Origin of the sequence: Sphingobium indicum BiD32, assembly GCF_000382885.1 — a bacterium.
Classification (GTDB): Bacteria; Pseudomonadota; Alphaproteobacteria; order Sphingomonadales; family Sphingomonadaceae; genus Sphingobium; species Sphingobium japonicum_C.
Map to the genome: position 1 here is coordinate 1 of NZ_CAVK010000250.1, position 20,102 is coordinate 20,102.

Here is a 20,102-nt window from a genome sequence, read left to right on the forward strand (position 1 = left end):
CACTACTTTGGCAGAAGTGTGATTTTTGGGATTCCCTGCAGGGGAGATGCGTGATTCATAGGAAGCCAGCTTTGATGGAGGCTGGCGATGGAAGAGGATTGGCAGCGGGATCTCGAGCATTGGCTTGAGCCGTATCTGCAGAAGTTGGGTAACAAGACGCGGCGGCGGATGTGCCCGGCCTATATCGCCGGCTTGATTGGCCCGGGCGATCGCAAGAGCATCCAGCCCATGGCGGCCCGCGCAGACGCGCTCAGCTATGACCGGCTGCATCATTTCATCGGTGCCGGGATCTGGGACAGCGCGCCGCTGGAGGCGACGTTGTGGCGGCAAGCGGATGAGTTGGTCGGTGGCGACAAGGCCTGGCTGATCATCGACGACACAGCCCTTCCCAAGAAGGGCAAGGCCTCGGTCGGGGTCGCGCCCCAATATGCTACGGTACTGGGCAAGAACGCGAACTGCCAAACGCTCGTGTCGGTGACCCTGGCTTCGGGGGAGGTGCCGGTCATGCTGGGTTTGCGGCTATACCTGCCGGAAAGCTGGACCAGCGACACGGCCCGGATGGAGAGGGCCGGCGTGCCCGAAGATTTCCGGGCCTATCGTACGAAGCCCGACATCGCCGTCGAGGAGATCGACCGCGTCATTGCTGCCGGCGTGCGCTTCGGCTGCATCCTGGCCGACGCCGGCTATGGCCTGTCAGCGCCATTCCGCCAGGCGCTCAGCGCACGAGGCTTGCGCTGGGCCGTTGGTATTCCCCGGCACCAGAAGGTCTATCCCGCAGACGTGCAGTTGATCTTTCCGGTGGCGGGGCGTGGGCGTCCGCGGGTTCGGCATGTGCCAGATGTCAAATCCCGAGCCGCCCATGCCATGCTTGAAGAGGTGAAGTGGCGGAAGGTCAGTTGGCGCCGAGGAACCAAAGGCCGCCTGACGGCTCGCTTTGCCGCCATGCGTGTGCGTATTGCAGATGGCGCGCCACAGCGGATCGGCGCTGCTGGCGCACAGCATATGCCAGGCGAAGAGGCTTGGCTGGTGGGTGAGCATCGCTCGAACGGCGAGCGAAAATACTATCTCTCCAACCTTCCCGCCGACACCGCGATCAAGGACGTCGCCGGCGCCATCAAGGCGCGCTGGATTTGCGAACAGGCGCACCAGCAACTCAAGGAGGAACTTGGCCTCGACCATTTCGAAGGACGATCATGGACGGGGCTGCATCGCCACCTTCTCATGACAATGATGGCCTATGCCTTCCTGCAAACACGAAGGCTCGCGCAGGCGGGGCGGAAAAAAAAGAGTCTCCGGACCTCCGCCTCAACCGAGCATGCCCGCCATCCGACAAGCCATCATTGACCGAATATCGCGACCTCCGCCAAACCAATGCCCTCACTGCGGTGAGAGCCTATCAGTCACGCATTCCACACTTCTGCCAAAGTAGTGCTTGGCCCTGGCGACAAAAGCCGCGATGTCCGCCAATATCTGGCTCGCGGTGCGGCCACTGCTCATGTCGTTGACCGACCAGTTGCACAATATATCGCTGACATAGGCGATGATCCCAATACGTAAGGCCGGTCGGGCAAAGCCGCTTGCGACGAAATCCTGGATCTTGGATCCGGACCGTGCCTGCATCGCGTGCGGAATGCCCGCCTGTTCCAGCGCCATGCGCGGCGGCCCGCCTGCCGTGCCTGTACCGGGGCCGGCATCGCCCGATACGCCGTAAAAGCGACTGTCGCCGCCGACCAGCACCGTGGGACCATGATCGGTGGCAAGGCCGATCAGCACGCCCGGCGCACCATCGATTTGCGCCCTTGCTCCACCATCGGCGGGAAGCACGCCAGTCTGCATCAACCGGTCGATGCTGGTTGACGTACCCCTTTGATCTTCACCCTCAGGCGTGCCAGGCCCGGTCATTGGAAAGTTGGCGCGGGTGTCACCGACCAGATTATCCTTCATGGATCGGTGCCACACCGTGGCACCAGGCGGGAATTCGGACAGGCCGAGCGCACCGGGTAAGACATCGTCCGACCATATCAGCCCTCCGCCGGGAATCGCGCCGATATCGCTGCCCGACCAGGTTACGCGCCCGACCGCCGGGCCGATTTCCAGCGCCCGTTGAATCAATTGCGGGCTGACTGCGGTTTCGGATTGGTCGGACCCGATGATGAATGCCGCATCGGCATAGCGCAGAGCGGTCATGTGCGCGTTGGACAGCATATCCTTTATGCGCCCGCTGGTCCGCGCCGAATTCGACGTCGATACATTGCCGATGCCATAGGCGCTTTCCCCGGCGCGGATGGTGCCAAGGCGCCATAGCGCTGCGGGGCGCGCGGTCACCGGGCCGCGCGCGCCGTGGCCAAAGCCATATCCCAGCCGCCCCATCAGGCCAGCGCCACGATGTTCGCCGCCGTCGTTCCCGTGGCGCGGACGTAACGGGCGCGGACATCCAGGACCTGCCCGTCGGCGACATGAAGGAAGCTGACGTCTGCCGCCCCGTCGACTCCCCGCAGCACGACCGTGCCGCCGGTGCCGACGTACAGCGCCTTTGGTACGACCGGCAATGCGTCACTGTCATGGGGAACGACGGCATAGGGCGCCCGCGCCGATGCAATCGGATTATCGATGAAGCTGGTATAGGGATCGGTCATCTTGCGCCTCCTGCGTAAAGAGGCGACTCACATATACCGGACCATGATCTGTAGGAAAGCAAATAGGATAGATGTTCCGAACGAATATATCCTATTTGGTTCACACTGATTTTATTTCCAGGCTGGCGCTGCCGGGACCGGTCGCCGGACTGTGTCGCCGCGCCGGCGCGCCCGTTGCTCCTCGATGGCGATGACCTCGAACAATTCGTTAGGGAAGCGGCGCGCGCGTTGACGCAATATATCTATGCCCGACGACAGATAGAGCGCGACGATCAGGATCATCATCGCGGACATATCGCCCAGTCCGGCGATATCCCCGGTCGCGATCCGCGCGCCACCAGCGACGATGACCAGGATCAGCATCGCCGCAAGCAGATCGGATCGACGCGAGTGGGGAAACGCCACGAGTAGCGTCGGGAAAAGGACCGCAACCATGCTGAGCGAGAGCCAGGATATGGTGGAGGACGACAAATGGGCCCGATCCGTTGCCAACATGACTCCAGCTACCAACAGAGCCAATGCCATCAGCCCAAGCGCGTAGCGCGTGGCCAGGATAAGGGATTTTGGATTGGGGAACATGCCAGTGCCTTCGTCGCCTTGTGATGCGGAAAACGGCATAGGCTCGACTCCCTTAAACCCGAATCACTCGTTAGGGTTAATTAGTTGAAAACCACAAATTAGCTGGGCAAGGTGCCGACGCGCCGCGCCATATTCATGTATCGATTGGCTATTGGCCAAATTGATCGGTCGTCGAAGCAGGGAGAGAACCATTTCCGCGCGCGTCAATGCCAAGTTGCGCCTTCCCAAGCACAAGCCAATCGTGCATGTCCGACCAGTCGTCCGTCACTGAGCGGGCAAGGGGGACGCGGATTGATGATCGACTGGGTGCACAGCCTTGCTGGCCTGCTCGTGGGCTTGCTCGTTGGAATAACCGGCGTGGGCGGCGGGTCGCTGATGGCACCCATCCTCATCCTGCTGGTAGGCGTCGTGCCGGCGACAGCCGTCGGGACCGACCTGTGGTTTGCTGCGATCACCAAAACCGTCGGTGGTGCCGTCCATCATCATTTTGGCAAGCCGGACTGGAGTGTGGTGCGTCGCCTGTTGATGGGCAGCCTGCCTGCGTCCATCCTGACCATCGCCTTATTGTCCAAGCTGCCCCGCAGTTCGTTCCAGAGCGATCTTATCCTTTCCGCGTTGGGTGTGTTGCTGATCCTGACGGCGCTCGCAACGCTTTCGCGCCGGCGCATCCACGATTTTGCGCGCGATTTGGAGCCTGAGCGCGCGCAGCGCATTCGGCGTATGCAATGGCCATTGACGGTGCTTGCCGGCTTCATCCTGGGCGTGCTTGTCACGCTGACGTCGGTGGGCGCGGGTGCCCTGGGGGCAACCATGCTGATCGCGCTCTATCCGATGCGCATGAAAGCGGCGCGCCTTGTGGGCACCGATATCATCCACGCCGTGCCGCTGACGGCCGTGGCCGGGCTGGGCCATCTGTGGATCGGCAATGTCGACTTCGCCCTGCTGGGTTCGCTTCTGGTCGGATCGATACCGGGTATCATCGCGGGATCGCTGCTGTCGTCCAAACTGCCCGATCGCCTGGTGCGGCCGGCGCTTGCGTTGGTGTTGTTGCTGGTCGGCATAAAGCTGCTGGCGGGTTAAATCGCTCATGCACGTCGCGACATTTCTTCAAGACCTGGCGGGCGGCGGCGCGGAGCGTGTGGCGGTCCTGCTGATGAACGGGCTGGTGGCACGGGGCGAACGGGTCACGCTGATCCTCGCGCGGCGGGAAGGTCCCTATCTCGACGATCTCGACCCCGCCATCGAACTGGTCGACCTTGGCAATCGCCGTTCGATTTCGAGCATTCGTCCGCTCGCCCGCTGGCTTCGTTCGGCGCGGCCGGATGTTCTCGTCAGCCATCTCACCCATGTTAATGTCGCGGCCGCGCTGGCCAACCGGCTCGCGCGGGCCGGCATCCCGCATGTGGCAGTCGAACATAACCAGATGGGGCAGAATTACGCGCTGCTGACCAACCGCTCGGTCAAGGTGGCCTATCGCCTGGCGCGGTTCGTTTATCCCGGCATTGCGCGAATTGTCAGCGTTTCGCAGGGTGTCGAGGCTGCTGTCCTGGCCTTCACGCGCGGGCGTGCGCATAATCATCAGGTGATCCATAATCCGGTCGTCACTGACGGGCTGGTGGCGCTTTCCGGCGAAGCCCCCGAACATCGCTGGTTGGCCGACGGGGCAGACATACCCGTCTTGTTGGGCTGTGGGCGTCTGCACCATCAAAAGGGTTTCGACGTCCTGATCAGCGCCGTGCGCCAGGTGCTGGACGATCGCCCGGTCCGGCTGGTCATTCTGGGCGAAGGCCCGCTGCGCCCGCAATTGGAGGCGCAACTCAGCTCTCTGAACTTGGGCGATCATGTCGATCTGGCGGGGTTCAGCCGCAATCCGTTCGCGATGATGCGCGCTGCGGACGCCTTCATATTGTCGTCGCGTTGGGAAGGGTTGCCGACCGTATTGATCGAAGCACTTGCCTGCGGCGCCAATATCGTTGCGACCGATTGCCCCAGCGGCCCAATGGAAGTGCTGGAAGGGGGCAAGTTCGGACGGCTCGTCCCTGTCGATGACAGTGATGCCTTGGCCAAGGCGATATGCGCGGCGCTTGATGCACCGCTCGACAGTGCATCGGCCATGGCGCGCGCATCCGATTTCACCCTGGATCGCGCGGTCGATAATTACATGGCGCTGTTCGACCATTTGCAGCCACGGCGCGGAAAGCCGTCGAGGGGATAGTCTCCCATCGGCGGGGCCATTTGCCATGCTGCCCCATAGATAGCCGGCAACATGCCCAGGGCACCCATGGGTCGCGGACGGCGCCCGACATGACATTGCCGACAATCGCGCCGGATAACACCTGATCTTTCATGGGCTTTTACGATTTCTTAGGCCAATGCGTCCAAATTGCGGTCCCCGGCTATGGAGCCCGCCAATGTCAGTTCGAGCGACCCTGTACAGCGATAATCGCGGCGCGCAGCGAATGCAGCTGGATCGCGCTTCTACCTTGCGCGATGATGACGATACGCCGTTCGACGTCCAGATCGAGGATATCTCGCTCACCGGCTTTCGCATGCAATTGCCTTTCGAGATTCTGCCCGATCAGGCGCTGACCATCGGCGTGCCGGGGGTAGGGATTCGACCGGTGCGGATCGTCCGCGTCGAAGGCGCGACCGCTGGCTGTATCTTCGTTCAGCCGCTCAATCCGGCAGAGCTCGACACGATTCTCCGCTTCGACAGTTCCGTCGTCCAGGAAAATTTCAATTATAAGCCCGGCCCTGCGAACATCGTGGAAAAAGACGGCTCGGCATTGTCCGAAGAAGCCGTCGGGCTCAGTCCGCCCCAAAAATTGGCAATTGTCGCTGGAGCGGCATTGACCATTTGGCTGCTGATTGTGGCGGCCATTTCCCTCATTTAGGGATACAGGCCGTTCAGTCCCCGCATTTGGTGGCACATTTTCAGCCAGGAATGGAAATATGCACGATGTACGTCGTGCCTGCGCAAATCGTGGCCTGCTCTGGGTGGCGGACTTTTTAGGGGAGCGGGCAGCTTTCGCCGCCCCGCGAACATCATCATCGCCGAATATCACCTCCCGCGCTTGCGCTTGAGAGATTTTCGGGCGTCCGACCCGGACGGCCCCTACTTCCGAAAATTTGGTCGGGACGAGAGGATTCGAACCTCCGACCCCCACACCCCCAGTGTGATGCGCTACCAGGCTGCGCTACGTCCCGACCGGAGGGCGGCCAATAGAGGCACATGGCGCAAGTTGCAAGGGATTCGATGCGGGCTTTTGCCAAGGCGTGCATTTCCCTAATCATATTGCCTCCCCGCCTGCATCTGTGGTAGCCGCCGCGGCTTGATCCGTGGGCGTTGCGTTCGTCCCGCGGCCGACAGAAACCAAGGCGCGACCTGCTTCAGGAAAGTCCCACCCATGTTCATATCGACAGCCTTTGCCCAGACTGCGGGCGGGCCAGCATCCGGCAGCGGCATATTGGTGCAGATGGCCCCGCTGGTCCTGATCTTCGTGGTATTCTATTTCCTGCTGATCCGTCCGCAGCAAAAGCGGATGAAGGCGCACAAGGCCAAGATCGACGCGGTGAAGAAGGGCGACCAGGTCATCACCGGCGGCGGCCTGTTGGGCAAGGTGATGCGCGTGGACGAGATTTACGCCGAGCTTGAAATCGCGCCGGGCATGAAGGTGAAGGCGGTCAAGTCGACCCTGACCGACGTGATCGACCCGACCACCGCCAAGCCAGCGAACGACTGATCCCACGATGCTGAATTTTTCGCGCTGGGCGGTCTTTGCAATCATCCTGCCGCTGGCAATCGGCGTGCTGTGCGCTGTTCCCAGCTTTCTGCCGGACTCGGTCGTCACCCGCTTGCCCGGTTTCATGCAGACCCGCGTGAATCTGGGCCTCGACCTGTCGGGCGGCAGCCACTTGCTGCTGGAAGCCAGCACGCAGGATGTCGCCAAGCAGCGGCTGACCAATATGGAGGAGCAGGTTCGCACCGAATTGCGCCGGGCTGATCCCCGCATCGCGATCGGCGACATCTCCAGCCGCGACGGGAAGCTGAGCTTCATGGTGCGCGAACCGTCCCAGGTGGACGCCGCGGTCGAGCGCATCCGCCAGCTGACGCAGGGCGCGGCACTGACCGGCCAGCGTGATTTCAATGTCGAGGTGGTCAACAGCTCCACCATCGTCATCACCCCGACCAGCGCGGGCATCAGCAACGCGGTCAAGAGCGCGATGGAAGTCGCGACTGAAGTGATCCGCAAGCGCATTGACGAAATGGGCACGCGCGAACCCACGATCCAGCAGCAGGGCGACAATCGCATCGTCGTGCAGGTGCCGGGCCTGCAAGACCCCAAGGCGTTGAAGGATCTGCTGGGCCAGACCGCCAAGCTGGAATTCAAGCTGGTCGATTTCACTGCCAACCCCGCCGAAGTGGCGCAGGGTCGCGCGCCGGTGGGCAGCGAAGTGCTGCCCTATCCCGACAATCCATCGGGCGTGCCGCTGATCGCGGTCAAGCGGCAGGTGATGGTGTCGGGCGAGGATCTGACCGACGCGACGCAGGGCTATGACCAGAGCAATCAGGCGATAGTCAATATCCGCTTCAACGGCTCTGGCGGGCGCAAATTCGGGCAGGTGACGTCGCAAAATGTCAACCGCCCCTTCGCCATCATCCTGGACGGCAAGGTGCTGTCCGCCCCCAACATCAACGAACCGATCCTGGGCGGCAGCGCGCAGATCAGCGGCAATTTCACCGTCGAAAGCGCCAATCAGCTGGCGATCGCGTTGCGGTCGGGCAAGCTGCCGGTCGCGCTGACCGTGGTGGAGGAACGCACCGTCGGGCCGGGCCTGGGTGCCGATTCGATCCGCGCGGGGCTGATCGCGTCGATCATCGCGGTGGTCGCGGTCGCGATCTTCATGTTCGTGAGCTATGGCCGCTTTGGCATGTATGCCAATCTGGCGGTCGCCATCAACGTGGCGGTCATATTGGGCGTGATGGGCATGTTGGGCGCAACCTTGACGCTGCCCGGTATCGCTGGCTTCGTGCTGACCATCGGTACAGCGGTGGACGCCAACGTGCTGATCTATGAGCGGATTCGCGAAGAACGGCGGCGCGGACGCAATGTCGTGCAGGCGATCGAACATGGCTATAAGGAAGCGAGCCGCACGATTTTCGAGGCGAACGTGACCCACGCCATTGCGGGCGGCATCATGCTCGCGCTCGGCTCCGGCCCGGTCAAGGGCTTTGCCATCGTGCTGCTGATCGGCATCGCGACCAGCGTGTTCACCGCCGTCACCTTCACCCGCATGGTCGTTGCCAACTGGGTGCGCCGCACCCGGCCGACGGACATCACGATATGATCGTGCCACTCCCCCTCTCTGCCCGTCATCCTGACGAAAGTCAGGATCCAGAGCGCCACGCGCAGCGCTCCGGGCACTGGATCCCGGATCAATTCCGGGATGACGAAGGAAGCCTGCCATGAAACTTCTCAAACTCGTCCCCGACAATACCAATATCGGCTTCGTTGTGATGCGGAAATGGGCGTTCGCGCTCACCGCCTTGCTGACGGTGCTGGCGGTTGGCGCGACGGCCTATAAGGGTCTCAACATGGGCGTCGATTTTGTCGGCGGCCTGATGATCGAGGCGAAATTTCCGCAGAATGTGGAAACCGACAAGGTCCGGGCGACCATCGGCACGCTGGGCGTGGGTGAAAGCTCGCTCCAGCAATTTGGCGATCCCAAGACAGTGCAGATTCGCCTGCCCTTGCCCGAACAGGGCGGAGCTGGCGCGGCCAATGCCGTGGTGGAAAAAACCCGTAACGCGATGACCGCGCAATTCCCCGGCGTCACCTTCTCCCGCTATGACACGGTGTCGGGCAAGGTGTCGGGTGAGCTGATCCAGAATGGCGTGCTGGCCGTCGTGCTGGCGATCCTGGGCATCGCGGTGTTCAGCTGGTTCCGCTACGAATGGCAGTTCGGCGTCTCCACCTTCGTCGCGATCGTCCATGACGTGCTGATGACGCTGGGCTTTTTCGCGGTGACGCAGCTGGAGTTCGACCTCAATATCGTCGCCGCCGTGCTGACGATCGTGGGCTATTCGATCAACGACAAGATGGTGATCGACGACCGTATCCGCGAAAACATGCGCAAATATCGCAAGATGGACATGAAGGCGCTGATCGACCTGTCGGTCAATGAAACGCTGCCGCGCACGGTGATGACGTCGGTGACGATCATGCTGGCGCTGGGCGCGCTGCTGCTGTTTGGCGGCCATGTGTTGCGTGGCTTCACCGCGGCGATGATGCTGGGCATTATCGTGGGCACGTACTCGTCGGTCTATGTGTCGTCCTCGCTGCTGATCTCGCTCGGCCTCACCCCGATGTCGTCGGAGAAGAAGGCGGGCAAGGCCAATATCGCTGCGCAGGCCGAACGGGTCGGCCCGCGTGACGGAGCGCAACCCTGAGCCGCGACAAGCGCATCGGCATCGAACTGCGCCGCGACGATAGTGGCCAGGGTCCGATCGTCACCGGATTCCAGGCGCGCGGTTTTCGGGTGCGGGACGATGTATTCCCGACCGGGCTGCTGCTCAGTCCGCTACGGGCGATGGCGTGGGACGACGCGCCAGCGATCGACGCGCTGACGCTGGGCGCGCTGGGCGATTTGTTCGATGGCGATCCGCGCCCTGAATTTCTGCTGCTCGGCACCGGCGCGGGATTGCGCCAGCCGCCCCGCACCTTCGTCCGCGCGGTCGAGGCGCTGGGGATCGGCGTCGAAGCGATGGACAGCCGCGCGGCCGCCCGCGCCTGGGGCGTGTTACGCGCCGAGGAACGGTGGATCGTCGCGGCGCTGCTGCCGCTCTGAGCCGACTGCTCAGGCGGGATTGTCCGCCATATAGTCCCAGCTCTGCTGGATCAGCGCCTCCAGCACACCCATGTCGATGCCCGACAATCGCTTGATATAAAGACAGCCTTTGCCGCGCTTATGCTTGCCCAGCGGCACGCAATCCTCGTCCGATATGCCCGATAAATAAAGGACCAGTTCCGCCTTGCGCGGGGAAAAGGCGATGCGGGTGGCGTCACCTTCGCGCCCGCTGTCATAGCGATAATGATAGCTGCCAAAGCCGATGATCGAGGGTCCCCACAGCCGTGGCGGCTGCCCCGACACGGCCTGCATCAGCGCGGCCAGCCGCTCTCCATCCTCACGCCGTTCGGGCGGTTCGACCGCGGCCAGGAAGGTGGCCACGTCATTATCGGTCTCGATCGTCTTGTTGCCGTCCTTGCCCATGGCTTGCCATCCCTGCCCGCTTTGCGTAGAGGCTAGCGCGTCATCTGGGGAGTAGCCAGCCGTTCCGACGCAAGGGAACGGGCCTTATGTCAACATATTTGGCCGAGAGGTCATGGCATGGGGGACGCGGAATTTCTGCGTAAGGCGAGACCAATGGCATCGGCGCTTTTCTGTCCGGCCGGGCGGCGAGCGACGGTGGCATTGCGTCTATCACTTCCGCCCGGCCCCGGACATTTGCTGATGGAAGCCCTTTCTACCTCCGCCGCGCTCGTCGCCCTTGCTGAAATGGGGGACAAGACGCAATTGCTGGCGATGCTGCTGGCCACCCGCTTTCGCAAACCGGTGCCGATCATCTTCGGGATTTTGGTCGCGACGATCGCCAACCATTTCCTCGCCGCCCTGCTGGGTCACTCGATTGCGGGGGTGCTGACTCAGGACTGGTTCCGCTATGCCGTGGCCCTGAGCTTCATCGCCATGGCCGCCTGGACCTTGGTGCCCGACAAGATTGACGAGGATGCGCCGCTGAAGGCGCCATCGAAGGCGGGCGTGTTCGTGACCACATTGGTCGCCTTCTTCCTGGTCGAGATGGGCGACAAGACGCAGGTGGCGACGATCGCGCTGGGCGCGCGCTTCGACAATCTGGTCGCGGTGACGATGGGGACGACGCTGGGCATGATGCTCGCCAATGTGCCCGCCGTGCTGTTCGGCGAAGCGCTGGCGAAGAAGGTGCCGATGCGCGCGTTGCAAGTCGGCGCGGCGTTGCTGTTCCTGCTGCTGGGCCTGTGGATGATCGCCGATCTGGCGGGCTGGATCGGGTAAGAGTCTTTTGGTGAATATGCTTTCGCACATTCGGACCGTACCGGCCCGCTCCTCCACCCGACCGCCCAATTAGGATATACTGTGGGAGGTCGGGTGGAGGAGCAGGTCGGTGCGGACTATAAAATGCGCTCTTTCGCGCATCTTCAAACAGTCTCTAAGCTGTTGTCAGCGCGGCGCGGCTGGGGCAAGGGAATGGGCGGTATATTCCCTCTCAGACGAACGTGGGTCAGGTGATGAAAGACTATCTGGTTACGATATTCGGCGGCGGCGGCTTTGTCGGTCGCCAGGTGGCGCAGGCGCTGCTGGCGCGCGGCGCACGGGTGCGGATCGCCCAGCGTAATCCATCCACTGCGCTGCGGGTCAAGCCGCTGGGTGGCCTTGGCCAGGTGCAGTTCATCGCCGCCGACATCCGCAATCCTGCGAGCGTCGCGCGCGCCGTGGCGGGCAGCGATGTGGTCATCAATCTGGTCGGTATATTGAAGGGCGATTTCGACGCCTTTCACCATCGCGGCGCGGCCAATGTCGCGAAGGCGGCGGCGGAGGCTGATGTAGGCGCGCTGGTGCATATGTCGGCGATCGGCGCGGATGCCGACAGCCCGTCGGCCTATGGCCGGTCCAAGGCGGCGGGTGAAGCGGCGGTCAAGGCCGTTTTCCCAACCGCTACCATCATCCGTCCGTCGATCATCTTCGGCGCGGAGGATCAGTTCCTCAACCGCTTCGCCGAAATCATCGCTATGCTGCCGGTAGTACCGGTGATCGGCGCGGCAACCAGGTTTCAGCCGGTCTATGTCGCCGACGTCGCGCAGGCCATCGCCAATGCGGCCGAACAGCCGGGCGTCCATGGCGGCCAGACCTATGAGCTGGGTGGGCCGCAGGTACAGAGCATGAAGGATATCAACCAGTGGATCGCCACGGCGACCGGCCGGGACAAGGCGCTGGTGGAGGTGCCGCATGCGGCGGCGAAACTGCTGGCGATGCTGCCGGGCGGGCCGATCACCAGCGACCAGCTGGCGATGCTGGGGCGCGACAATGTCGTGGCGCCGGGAGCCAAGGGGCTGGACGCGCTGGGTGTCGTCGCCACGCCGATGGCCGGGGTCGCGGACAAGTGGATGGTGCGCTATCGGCGGCATGGCCGCTTCGCCGGACGCGCGAGCGCCTGAATGGAATGATCCTCCCCTGCAAGGGGAGGGGGACCGTCGGTGTAGCTGATGGTGGAGGGGTGTCAGCCCATCGATAAGGCGACACTCCTCCGTCAGGGCTTCGCCCTGCCACCTCCCCTTGCCGGGGAAGGACTGAACAGGAGCCTGCCTGCATATGGATCATTATCTGACCGTCATCCTGCTGGGTATTGTCGAAGGGCTGACCGAGTTTCTGCCGGTGTCCTCGACCGGGCATCTCATTCTGGCCAGCGAATTGCTGGGCTATGATGCGTCAACCTGGGCGATGTTCAATGTCGTTATTCAGCTGGGCGCGATCCTGGCGGTCGTCGTGCTTTACTGGCGCACCTTCTGGGCGGTCGGCATGGGGCTGTTGCGGCGCGAGCCGGTAAGCTGGCGATTCCTGCGCAATCTGCTGATCGCCTTCATCCCTTCAGCTATTATCGGCCTCGCGCTCCACGACTATATCGAGATTTTGCTGGGCGCACCGCAAGTTGTCGCCTGGGCGCTGATCGTCGGCGGGGTGGCGATTCTGCTGATCGAGCGGGCGGTCAAGGAACAGCGTTTCCACGGCATCGCCGATATTCCCGCCATGCGGGTGCTGGGCATCGGCCTTGTCCAGTGTATTTCCATGATCCCCGGTGTCAGCCGGTCGGGCGCGACGATCATGGGCGCGCTGATGCTGGGCGTGGAGCGACGCACGGCGGCCGAGTTCAGCTTCTTCCTTGCTATTCCCACCATGCTGGGTGCGACCGCGCTGGAACTGATCAAGAAGGGCGATCAGATCACCAGTGCGGCGGTCGGGTGGGACAGTATCGCGCTCGGCTTTGTGGTGTCCTTCATCGTCGCGCTGCTGGTGATCCGCTGGTTCGTCGGACTGGTGTCGAAACATGGATTCGCGCCCTTCGCCTGGTATCGAATCGTGGCGGGAATCGCGGCTCTGGTGTGGCTGGGGACGAGATAGGGCCGAAACGGTCTATTTATACGGCCAGTTTTTGCGATTGTTTCGCAACTAGGCACCATAAGGGCGATTAATTAGTCAGATATACTGTCCTATATGGCAGAATCCGCGTGACTCCGTGGGTCTTTATGCTATGCGCGCCTCTGCAACTTGAGTCAGGGGCGTATCATGGCCGACAATCCGATGCTGAAATTCGTAGGCAAGGGACAAGCCTATCCCGACAAGCGCGATGCCGATGCCCGCGCCGACGATTTTCTGGAAATCAGCCGCAGCTTCATCCTGGACAAGGCGGAGGAGCAGGCGTCGCGCTGCTCGCAATGTGGTGTGCCTTATTGTTCAACTCACTGTCCGCTGCACAATCATATTCCCGACTGGCTGCGCCTGACCGCCGAAGGCCGCCTGCGCGAAGCCTATGAGCTGTCGAATCTGACCAGCACCATGCCCGAAATCTGCGGCCGCATCTGCCCGCAGGATCGGCTGTGCGAGGGTAATTGCGTCATCGAATTTTCCGGCCATGGTGCCGTGACCATCGGCAGCGTCGAAAAGTTCATCACCGACACCGCCTGGAAAGAAGGCTGGGTCGAACCGTTGGTCGCGGGCAAGTCGACCGGTCAGTCCATCGGCGTGATCGGCGCGGGACCGGCGGGGCTGACGACGGCGGAATATCTGCGCGCCGCGGGCCACGAAGTGCATGTCTATGACCGGCACGATCGCGCGGGCGGACTGCTGACCTATGGCATCCCCGGCTTCAAGCTGGAGAAGGACATTGTCATGCGCCGGGTCCAGCGATTGAAGGATGGCGGCATCGTCTTTCACGAAAATTTCGAGGTCGGCCGCGACGCGACGCTGGAAGCGCTGCGCGACAAGCATGACGCGATCCTGATCGCCACCGGCGTGTACAAGCCGCGCGACATTCGTGCACCGGGCGTCGGCGCGCCGGGCGTGGTCAAGGCGCTCGACTATCTCACCGCCTCCAACAAGGCGGGCTTTGGCGATGATGTGCCCGAACATGCCGACGGCACGCTGCTGGCGACGGGCAAGAATGTCGTCGTCATCGGCGGCGGCGATACCGCGATGGACTGCGTCCGCACCGCGATCCGCCAAGGGGCGAAGTCGGTGAAGTGCCTCTACCGCCGCGACCGGGAAAATATGCCTGGATCGCAGCGCGAAGTCGCCAATGCCGAGGAAGAAGGCGTCGAATTCGTCTGGCTGACCGCCCCGATCGCCTTTGAAGGCACCGAGCATGTCACAGGCGTGAAGGTCACGAAGATGCGGCTGGGCGCGCCCGACGCATCGGGCCGCCGCGCGCCCGAACCCGATCCGGGCAGCGAACATACGCTGGAGGCCGATCTGGTCATCAAGGCGCTGGGCTATGACCCCGAAGAACTGCCCAAGCTGTTCGGCGCGGACGACCTGTCGGTCACCCGCTGGGGCACGCTGCGCGTCGATCACAAGACGATGATGACCAGCGTGGACGGCGTGTTCGCAGCAGGCGACATCGTGCGCGGTGCATCGCTGGTGGTGTGGGCGATCCGCGACGGGCGCGACGTGACCGAGCATATGCACCGTTATTTGAAGGCGAAGGCCAAGGTGGCGGGCGAGAGGGTTGCGGCGTGAGACGGATACCACTTCTCACAGCGTCAGCGCTAATCGCGGCAATGAGCGTGCCTGCTATGGTCGTGCCAAGTATTGCCCAAACCGCGAAGGCTGACGACGATAGCGCTGCACGCACCGCCATGGCATCCCGATTGACCTCAGCGATGCAATTAGATCGACAGTTCGAGGCAGTCATTCCCTCAATCGTTGGGATCATTATGCCGCTGGTCATCAAAGACAATGGCGGCAAGGAGCAGCAGCTTCGCCAGATCATAACCGAAGAAATGAACAGCGCGTTCGTCGGTCGTAAGCAAGATTTGGTCGACAGCGCACGAGATGTTTATGCGGAAAGCTTCACATTGGGCGAACTGACCGACATGCTCACTTTCTACACTTCACCCACCGGCAAAGTGTTCGTCGACAAAATGCCCGCCATCACCATGCAACAAATGCAGCGCGGCGGAGTCATCGGCCAGAAAGCGGCCGCCGACGCACTGCCAAAGATTTTCGACCGTATGCGCGCCGCGCAAATGACAGTCCCCAAAGGGGTTTGACGCCATGACAAACGAAGCTGAACGCGCCCGCATTGCCGAAGTCGGCATGTACCGCCCTGAATTTGAAGGCGACGCCTGTGGCGTGGGCCTTGTCGCCGCCACCGATGGCCGCCCGTCGCGCCGCGTGGTGGCCTCCGCGATCGACGCGCTCAAGGCGGTGTGGCACCGTGGCGCGGTGGACGCCGATGGCAAGACCGGCGATGGCGCAGGGATCCATGTCGATCTGCCGGTGCGCTTCTTTGACGATGCGATTGCGGACTCCGGCCACAAGCCGTTGCCCAACCGCCTTGCCGTTGGCATGATCTTCCTGCCGCGCACGGACCTCAGCGCCCAGGAAACCTGCCGCACCATCGTCGAGAGCGAGATCATCGACGCGGGCTATACCATCTATGGCTGGCGGCAGGTGCCGGTGGACGTGTCGGTCATCGGCGAGAAAGCGCAGCGCACCCGCCCCGAAATCGAACAGATCATGATCGCCGGGCCAATGCCCGAAATTCGCGATCAGGCCGAGTTTGAGAAGGATCTCTATCTGATCCGCCGCCGGATCGAAAAGCAGGTGATCGCGGCGCAGATCAATGATTTTTACGTCTGTTCGCTGTCGTGCCGCTCGATCATCTACAAGGGGCTGTTCCTGGCCGAATCGCTGTCGGTTTTCTATCCCGACCTGCAGGATGAGCGGTTCGAGAGCCGGGTAGCGATCTTCCACCAGCGCTATTCGACCAACACTTTCCCGCAATGGTGGCTGGCCCAGCCGTTCCGCACGCTGGCCCATAATGGCGAGATCAACACGATCCGCGGCAACAAGAACTGGATGAAGAGCCACGAGATCAAGATGGCCAGCCTCGCCTTTGGCGAGCAGTCGGAAGATATCAAGCCGGTGATCCCGGCGGGCGCGTCCGATACCGCTGCACTGGATGCCGTGTTCGAGGCGATCTGCCGGTCGGGGCGCGACGCGCCCACCGCCAAGCTGATGCTGGTGCCCGAAGCGTGGCAGGCCGACAGCGGCGAATTGCCCAAGGCGCATCGCGACATGTACGACTATCTCGCCTCCGTCATGGAGCCGTGGGACGGCCCCGCCGCGCTGGCGATGACCGACGGGCGCTGGGTCGTGGCCGGGGTGGATCGCAATGCGCTGCGCCCGCTGCGCTACACGCTGACCGGCGACAATCTGCTGATCGTCGGGTCGGAAACCGGCATGGTCGTGGTTCCCGAAACGACGATCGTGCGGAAGGGCCGCATGGGTCCGGGCCAGATGATCGCGATCGATCTGCAGGAAGGCGAAATCTATGATGACGCCGCGATCAAGGACCGGATTGCCGGTGAACGCCCCTATGGCGAGCTGATCAAGGATTTCATGGCGATCGGCGACCTGACCGATGCGCCGACCGCCCTGCCCGGCTGGGACAAGGCGGAACTGACGCGGCGGCAGGTGGCGGCCAATCTGACGCTGGAGGATCTGGAACTGATTCTGGCGCCGATGGTCGAGGACGCCAAGGAAGCGATCGGCTCCATGGGTGATGACACGCCGCTGGCGGTCATTTCCGACAAGCCGCGCACGATCAGCCATTTCTTCCGCCAGAATTTCAGCCAGGTCACCAACCCGCCGATCGACCCGTTGCGCGAACGGCACGTGATGAGCCTGAAAACCCGCTTTTCCAACCTGCATAATATATTGGAGCAGGATGCGCAGAACAGCCATGTGCTGGTGCTGGAATCGCCGGTGCTGACCAGTGCCGAATGGGCGCGGCTGAAGGCGCATTTCGGCCCGGCCGTGGCGGAAATCGACTGCACCTTCCCCGCGACCGGCGGGCAGGAACAGCTGCGCGCGGCCATATCCCGCATCCGCGAGGAAGCCGAACAGGCGGTGCGCGAGGGGCGGACCGAAATTTTCCTGACCGATGAAGGCGTCAGCGAGGCACGCGCCGCGATTGCCGGCGTACTGGCTGCTGCCGCGGTGCATACCCATCTGGTGCGCAAGGGGCTGCGTTCCTATGCGTCGATCAATGTGCGCTGTGCCGAAGCGCTCGACACCCATTATTTCGCGGTGCTGATCGGCGTGGGCGCAACCACGGTGAACGCCTATCTGGCCGAAGCGAGCATCGCTGATCGCCATACGCGCGGCCTGTTCGGATCGCTCGATCTGGAGGCCTGTTTCGAGCGCTATCGCGTTGCGATCAACGAAGGCCTGCTCAAGATCATGTCCAAAATGGGCATTGCGGTCATCAGCAGCTATCGCGGCGGATATAATTTCGAGGCGGTCGGCCTGTCCCGCGCGCTGGTCAATGATCTGTTCCCCGGTATGCCGGCGAAGATTTCGGGCGAAGGCTATGCCTCGCTCCATTACAGCGCGATCCTGCGCCATCAGCAGGCCTATGACGCATCGGTCGTGCGGCTGCCGATCGGCGGCTTCTATCGCCAGCGTAACGGCGGGGAGGCGCACGCCTATTCGGCGCAGCTGATGCACCTGTTGCAGACGGCGGTGGCGACCGACAGCTACTCCACCTATCTGCAATTTTCGCGCGGCGTGCGCGATTTGCCGCCGGTCTATCTGCGCGACCTGATGGAGTTCAACTTCGCCCGCGAAGCCGTGCCGATCGACGAGGTGGAAGCCACCACCGAGATCCGCAAACGCTTCGTGACGCCGGGCATGTCGCTGGGGGCGCTCAGCCCCGAAGCGCATGAAACGCTGGCGATCGCCATGAACCGGATCGGGGCGAAGGCAGTGTCGGGCGAAGGCGGCGAGGATGCCGCGCGTTTCAAGCCCTATGAAAATGGCGACAATGCCAACAGCGTGATCAAGCAGATCGCGTCGGGTCGTTTCGGCGTCCATGCCGAATATCTGGCATCGGCCGAGGAGATCGAGATCAAGGTCGCCCAGGGTGCCAAGCCCGGCGAAGGCGGGCAGCTCCCCGGTTTCAAGGTGACCGAGTTCATCGCCAGGCTGCGCCATTCAACGCCCGGCGTGACGCTGATTTCGCCGCCGCCCCATCACGACATCTATTCGATCGAGGATCTGGCGCAGCTCATCTATGACTGCAAGCAGATCAACCCGCGCGCGCGTGTCTGCGTCAAGCTGGTGAGCCAGGCCGGGATCGGCACGGTGGCGGCGGGCGTGGCGAAGGCCCATGCCGACGTCATCCTGATCGCTGGCCATGTCGGCGGCACCGGGGCGTCGCCCCAGACGTCGATCAAATATGCTGGCACCCCTTGGGAAATGGGCCTGTCGGAAGCCAATCAGGTGCTGACCCTCAACGGGCTGCGGCATCGGGTGAAGCTGCGCACCGATGGCGGTCTGAAAACCGGGCGCGACATCGTGATCGCCGCGATACTGGGCGCGGAGGAATATGGCATCGGCACATTGTCGCTCGTCGCCATGGGCTGCATCATGGTGCGCCAGTGCCACAGCAACACCTGCCCCGTGGGCGTGTGCGTGCAGGATGAAAAGCTGCGCGCCAAATTCACCGGCACGCCGGAAAAGGTCATCAATCTGATGACCTTCATCGCCGAGGAAGTGCGCGAAGTGCTGGCACGGCTGGGCTTCCGCAGCCTGGACGAGGTGATCGGACGGACCGAGCTGCTCAAGCAGGTCAATCGCGGCGCGGAACATCTCGACGACCTCGATCTCAACCCGATCCTGGCCAAGGTGGATGCTCCCGACGACCAGCGCCGCTTCAGCCTGAAGCAATGGCGCAACGACGTGCCCGACAGCCTGGACGCGCAGATGATGCGCGACGCGAAGGCGGTGTTCGAGCGGGGCGAGAAAATGCAACTGACCTATACGGTGCGCAACACGCACCGCGCGGTCGGTACGCGCCTGTCGTCGGCGGTGACCGACAAGTTCGGCATGTCCACCCTGGCCGACGGGCATCTGACCGTGCGGCTGCGCGGGTCTGCGGGCCAGTCGCTGGGCGCTTTCCTGTGCAAGGGTATCACGCTGGAAATTTTCGGCGACGCCAACGACTATGTTGGTAAAGGCTTGTCGGGCGGCATCATCACGGTGCGTACCACCGTCTCCAGCCCCCTGTCATCCAAGGACAATACGATCATCGGCAACACCGTCCTCTATGGCGCGACCAGCGGTAAGCTGTTCGCGGCGGGGCAGGCTGGCGAACGTTTTGCCGTCCGCAATTCGGGCGCGCAGGTGGTGGTCGAGGGCTGTGGTGCCAATGGCTGCGAATATATGACCGGCGGCACGGCGGTCATCCTGGGCAAGACCGGCGCGAATTTCGGCGCGGGCATGACCGGCGGCATGGCCTTCATCCTTGACGAGGATGGCAGCTTCCCGTCGCGCGCCAACCCCGAAGGGATCGTCTGGCAGCGGCTGGAAAGCGAGCATTGGGAGGCGCAGGTCAAGGATCTGATCGCGCAGCATGCCAAGGCGACCGACAGCAAATGGTCCGGTACGATCCTGGAGGATTGGGACCGCTGGCGGCGCTATATCTGGCAGGTCTGCCCCAAGGAGATGCTCACCCGCTTGGCCCATCCATTGAGCGATGCACAGGCGGAGGTCGTCGCCGCCGAATGAGCG

The 20,102-nt window shown here is 62.8% G+C and carries 18 protein-coding genes, 1 tRNA gene and 1 riboswitch; of the genes, 14 read left to right on the top strand and 5 right to left on the bottom strand.

The window, feature by feature from the left end:
* The first annotated feature begins 87 nt into the window (after positions 1-87).
* Positions 88-1,344 (top strand): IS701 family transposase, encoded by a 1,257-nt coding sequence (locus EBBID32_RS21800; protein ID WP_006967335.1) that lies wholly within the window; start codon positions 88-90, stop codon positions 1,342-1,344.
* Between the two features lie 33 nt (positions 1,345-1,377).
* Here the strand turns inward: EBBID32_RS21800 and EBBID32_RS21805 are convergent, their stop codons facing one another.
* The 3 genes from EBBID32_RS21805 to EBBID32_RS21815 all read right to left on the bottom strand — a co-directional run bounded on the left by EBBID32_RS21805 (position 1,378) and on the right by EBBID32_RS21815 (position 3,254).
* Positions 1,378-2,370 carry a hypothetical protein gene (locus EBBID32_RS21805; protein ID WP_006967336.1) on the bottom strand — a complete coding sequence of 331 codons (993 nt, stop codon included), beginning with the start codon at positions 2,368-2,370 and terminating at the stop codon, positions 1,378-1,380.
* A complete protein-coding gene (locus EBBID32_RS21810; protein WP_006967338.1) occupies positions 2,370-2,636 on the bottom strand; it encodes a spike base protein, RCAP_Rcc01079 family in 267 nt (88 codons plus the stop codon). Before EBBID32_RS21810 ends, EBBID32_RS21805 begins: the two co-directional genes overlap by 1 nt.
* Positions 2,637-2,747: 111 nt before the next feature.
* Positions 2,748-3,254, bottom strand: a complete 507-nt coding sequence (locus tag EBBID32_RS21815; RefSeq protein WP_231382282.1) for a hypothetical protein — start codon at positions 3,252-3,254, stop codon at positions 2,748-2,750.
* Positions 3,255-3,509: 255 nt separating this feature from the next.
* Here EBBID32_RS21815 and EBBID32_RS21820 point away from each other — a divergent pair, with 255 nt between their 5' ends.
* From EBBID32_RS21820 to EBBID32_RS21830, 3 genes are all read left to right on the top strand, one after another.
* On the top strand, positions 3,510-4,295 hold the full coding sequence (locus EBBID32_RS21820) for a sulfite exporter TauE/SafE family protein (RefSeq protein WP_006967340.1): 786 nt from the start codon (positions 3,510-3,512) through the stop codon (positions 4,293-4,295).
* A 7-nt stretch (positions 4,296-4,302) separates the two neighbouring features.
* Complete coding sequence (locus EBBID32_RS21825) at positions 4,303-5,430, top strand: glycosyltransferase (protein WP_037492444.1); 1,128 nt, start codon at positions 4,303-4,305, stop codon at positions 5,428-5,430.
* 196 nt (positions 5,431-5,626) lie between these two features.
* On the top strand, positions 5,627-6,109 hold the full coding sequence (locus EBBID32_RS21830; protein WP_231382283.1) for a PilZ domain-containing protein: 483 nt from the start codon (positions 5,627-5,629) through the stop codon (positions 6,107-6,109).
* 236 nt (positions 6,110-6,345) lie between these two features.
* On the opposite strand, the gene EBBID32_RS21835 is transcribed toward EBBID32_RS21830, so the two are convergent.
* Positions 6,346-6,422 (bottom strand) — tRNA-Pro (locus EBBID32_RS21835).
* Positions 6,423-6,622: 200 nt separating this feature from the next.
* Here EBBID32_RS21835 and yajC point away from each other — a divergent pair.
* From yajC to EBBID32_RS21855, 4 genes are all read left to right on the top strand, one after another.
* Entirely contained in the window at positions 6,623-6,958 is a 336-nt protein-coding gene (yajC, locus tag EBBID32_RS21840) for a preprotein translocase subunit YajC (RefSeq protein WP_006967344.1), read from the top strand.
* A 7-nt stretch (positions 6,959-6,965) separates the two neighbouring features.
* A complete protein-coding gene (secD, locus tag EBBID32_RS21845) occupies positions 6,966-8,564 on the top strand; it encodes a protein translocase subunit SecD (RefSeq protein WP_006967345.1) in 1,599 nt (532 codons plus the stop codon).
* A gap of 118 nt (positions 8,565-8,682) precedes the next feature.
* On the top strand, positions 8,683-9,666 hold the full coding sequence (secF, locus tag EBBID32_RS21850; RefSeq protein WP_006967346.1) for a protein translocase subunit SecF: 984 nt from the start codon (positions 8,683-8,685) through the stop codon (positions 9,664-9,666).
* Positions 9,667-9,722: 56 nt separating this feature from the next.
* On the top strand, positions 9,723-10,064 hold the full coding sequence (locus EBBID32_RS21855; RefSeq protein ID WP_081628158.1) for an Mth938-like domain-containing protein: 342 nt from the start codon (positions 9,723-9,725) through the stop codon (positions 10,062-10,064).
* A 9-nt stretch (positions 10,065-10,073) separates the two neighbouring features.
* On the opposite strand, the gene EBBID32_RS21860 is transcribed toward EBBID32_RS21855, so the two are convergent.
* Entirely contained in the window at positions 10,074-10,487 is a 414-nt protein-coding gene (locus EBBID32_RS21860) for a DUF1801 domain-containing protein (protein ID WP_006967349.1), read from the bottom strand.
* Between the two features lie 33 nt (positions 10,488-10,520).
* Positions 10,521-10,713: riboswitch (yybP-ykoY riboswitch) on the top strand.
* A gap of 14 nt (positions 10,714-10,727) precedes the next feature.
* Between EBBID32_RS21860 and EBBID32_RS21865 the strand changes: the two genes are divergently transcribed.
* The 6 genes from EBBID32_RS21865 (at position 10,728) to gltB (ending at position 20,099) form a co-directional block, all read left to right on the top strand.
* Positions 10,728-11,306, top strand: a complete 579-nt coding sequence (locus EBBID32_RS21865; RefSeq protein WP_037492466.1) for a TMEM165/GDT1 family protein — start codon at positions 10,728-10,730, stop codon at positions 11,304-11,306.
* A gap of 233 nt (positions 11,307-11,539) precedes the next feature.
* Positions 11,540-12,466 (top strand): complex I NDUFA9 subunit family protein, encoded by a 927-nt coding sequence (locus EBBID32_RS21870; protein ID WP_037492467.1) that lies wholly within the window; start codon positions 11,540-11,542, stop codon positions 12,464-12,466.
* 154 nt (positions 12,467-12,620) lie between these two features.
* Positions 12,621-13,427, top strand: coding sequence for an undecaprenyl-diphosphate phosphatase (locus tag EBBID32_RS21875; RefSeq protein ID WP_006967356.1), 807 nt, complete (start codon positions 12,621-12,623; stop codon positions 13,425-13,427).
* 165 nt (positions 13,428-13,592) lie between these two features.
* Positions 13,593-15,041: an NAD(P)-dependent oxidoreductase gene (locus EBBID32_RS21880; RefSeq protein WP_006967357.1), complete on the top strand. Its 1,449-nt coding sequence runs from the start codon at positions 13,593-13,595 to the stop codon at positions 15,039-15,041.
* Positions 15,042-15,097: 56 nt separating this feature from the next.
* Positions 15,098-15,574 (top strand): DUF2059 domain-containing protein, encoded by a 477-nt coding sequence (locus EBBID32_RS21885; RefSeq protein ID WP_037492445.1) that lies wholly within the window; start codon positions 15,098-15,100, stop codon positions 15,572-15,574.
* A 4-nt stretch (positions 15,575-15,578) separates the two neighbouring features.
* Positions 15,579-20,099, top strand: a complete 4,521-nt coding sequence (gene gltB / locus EBBID32_RS21890) for a glutamate synthase large subunit (RefSeq protein WP_006967360.1) — start codon at positions 15,579-15,581, stop codon at positions 20,097-20,099.
* Positions 20,100-20,102 lie beyond the last annotated feature (3 nt).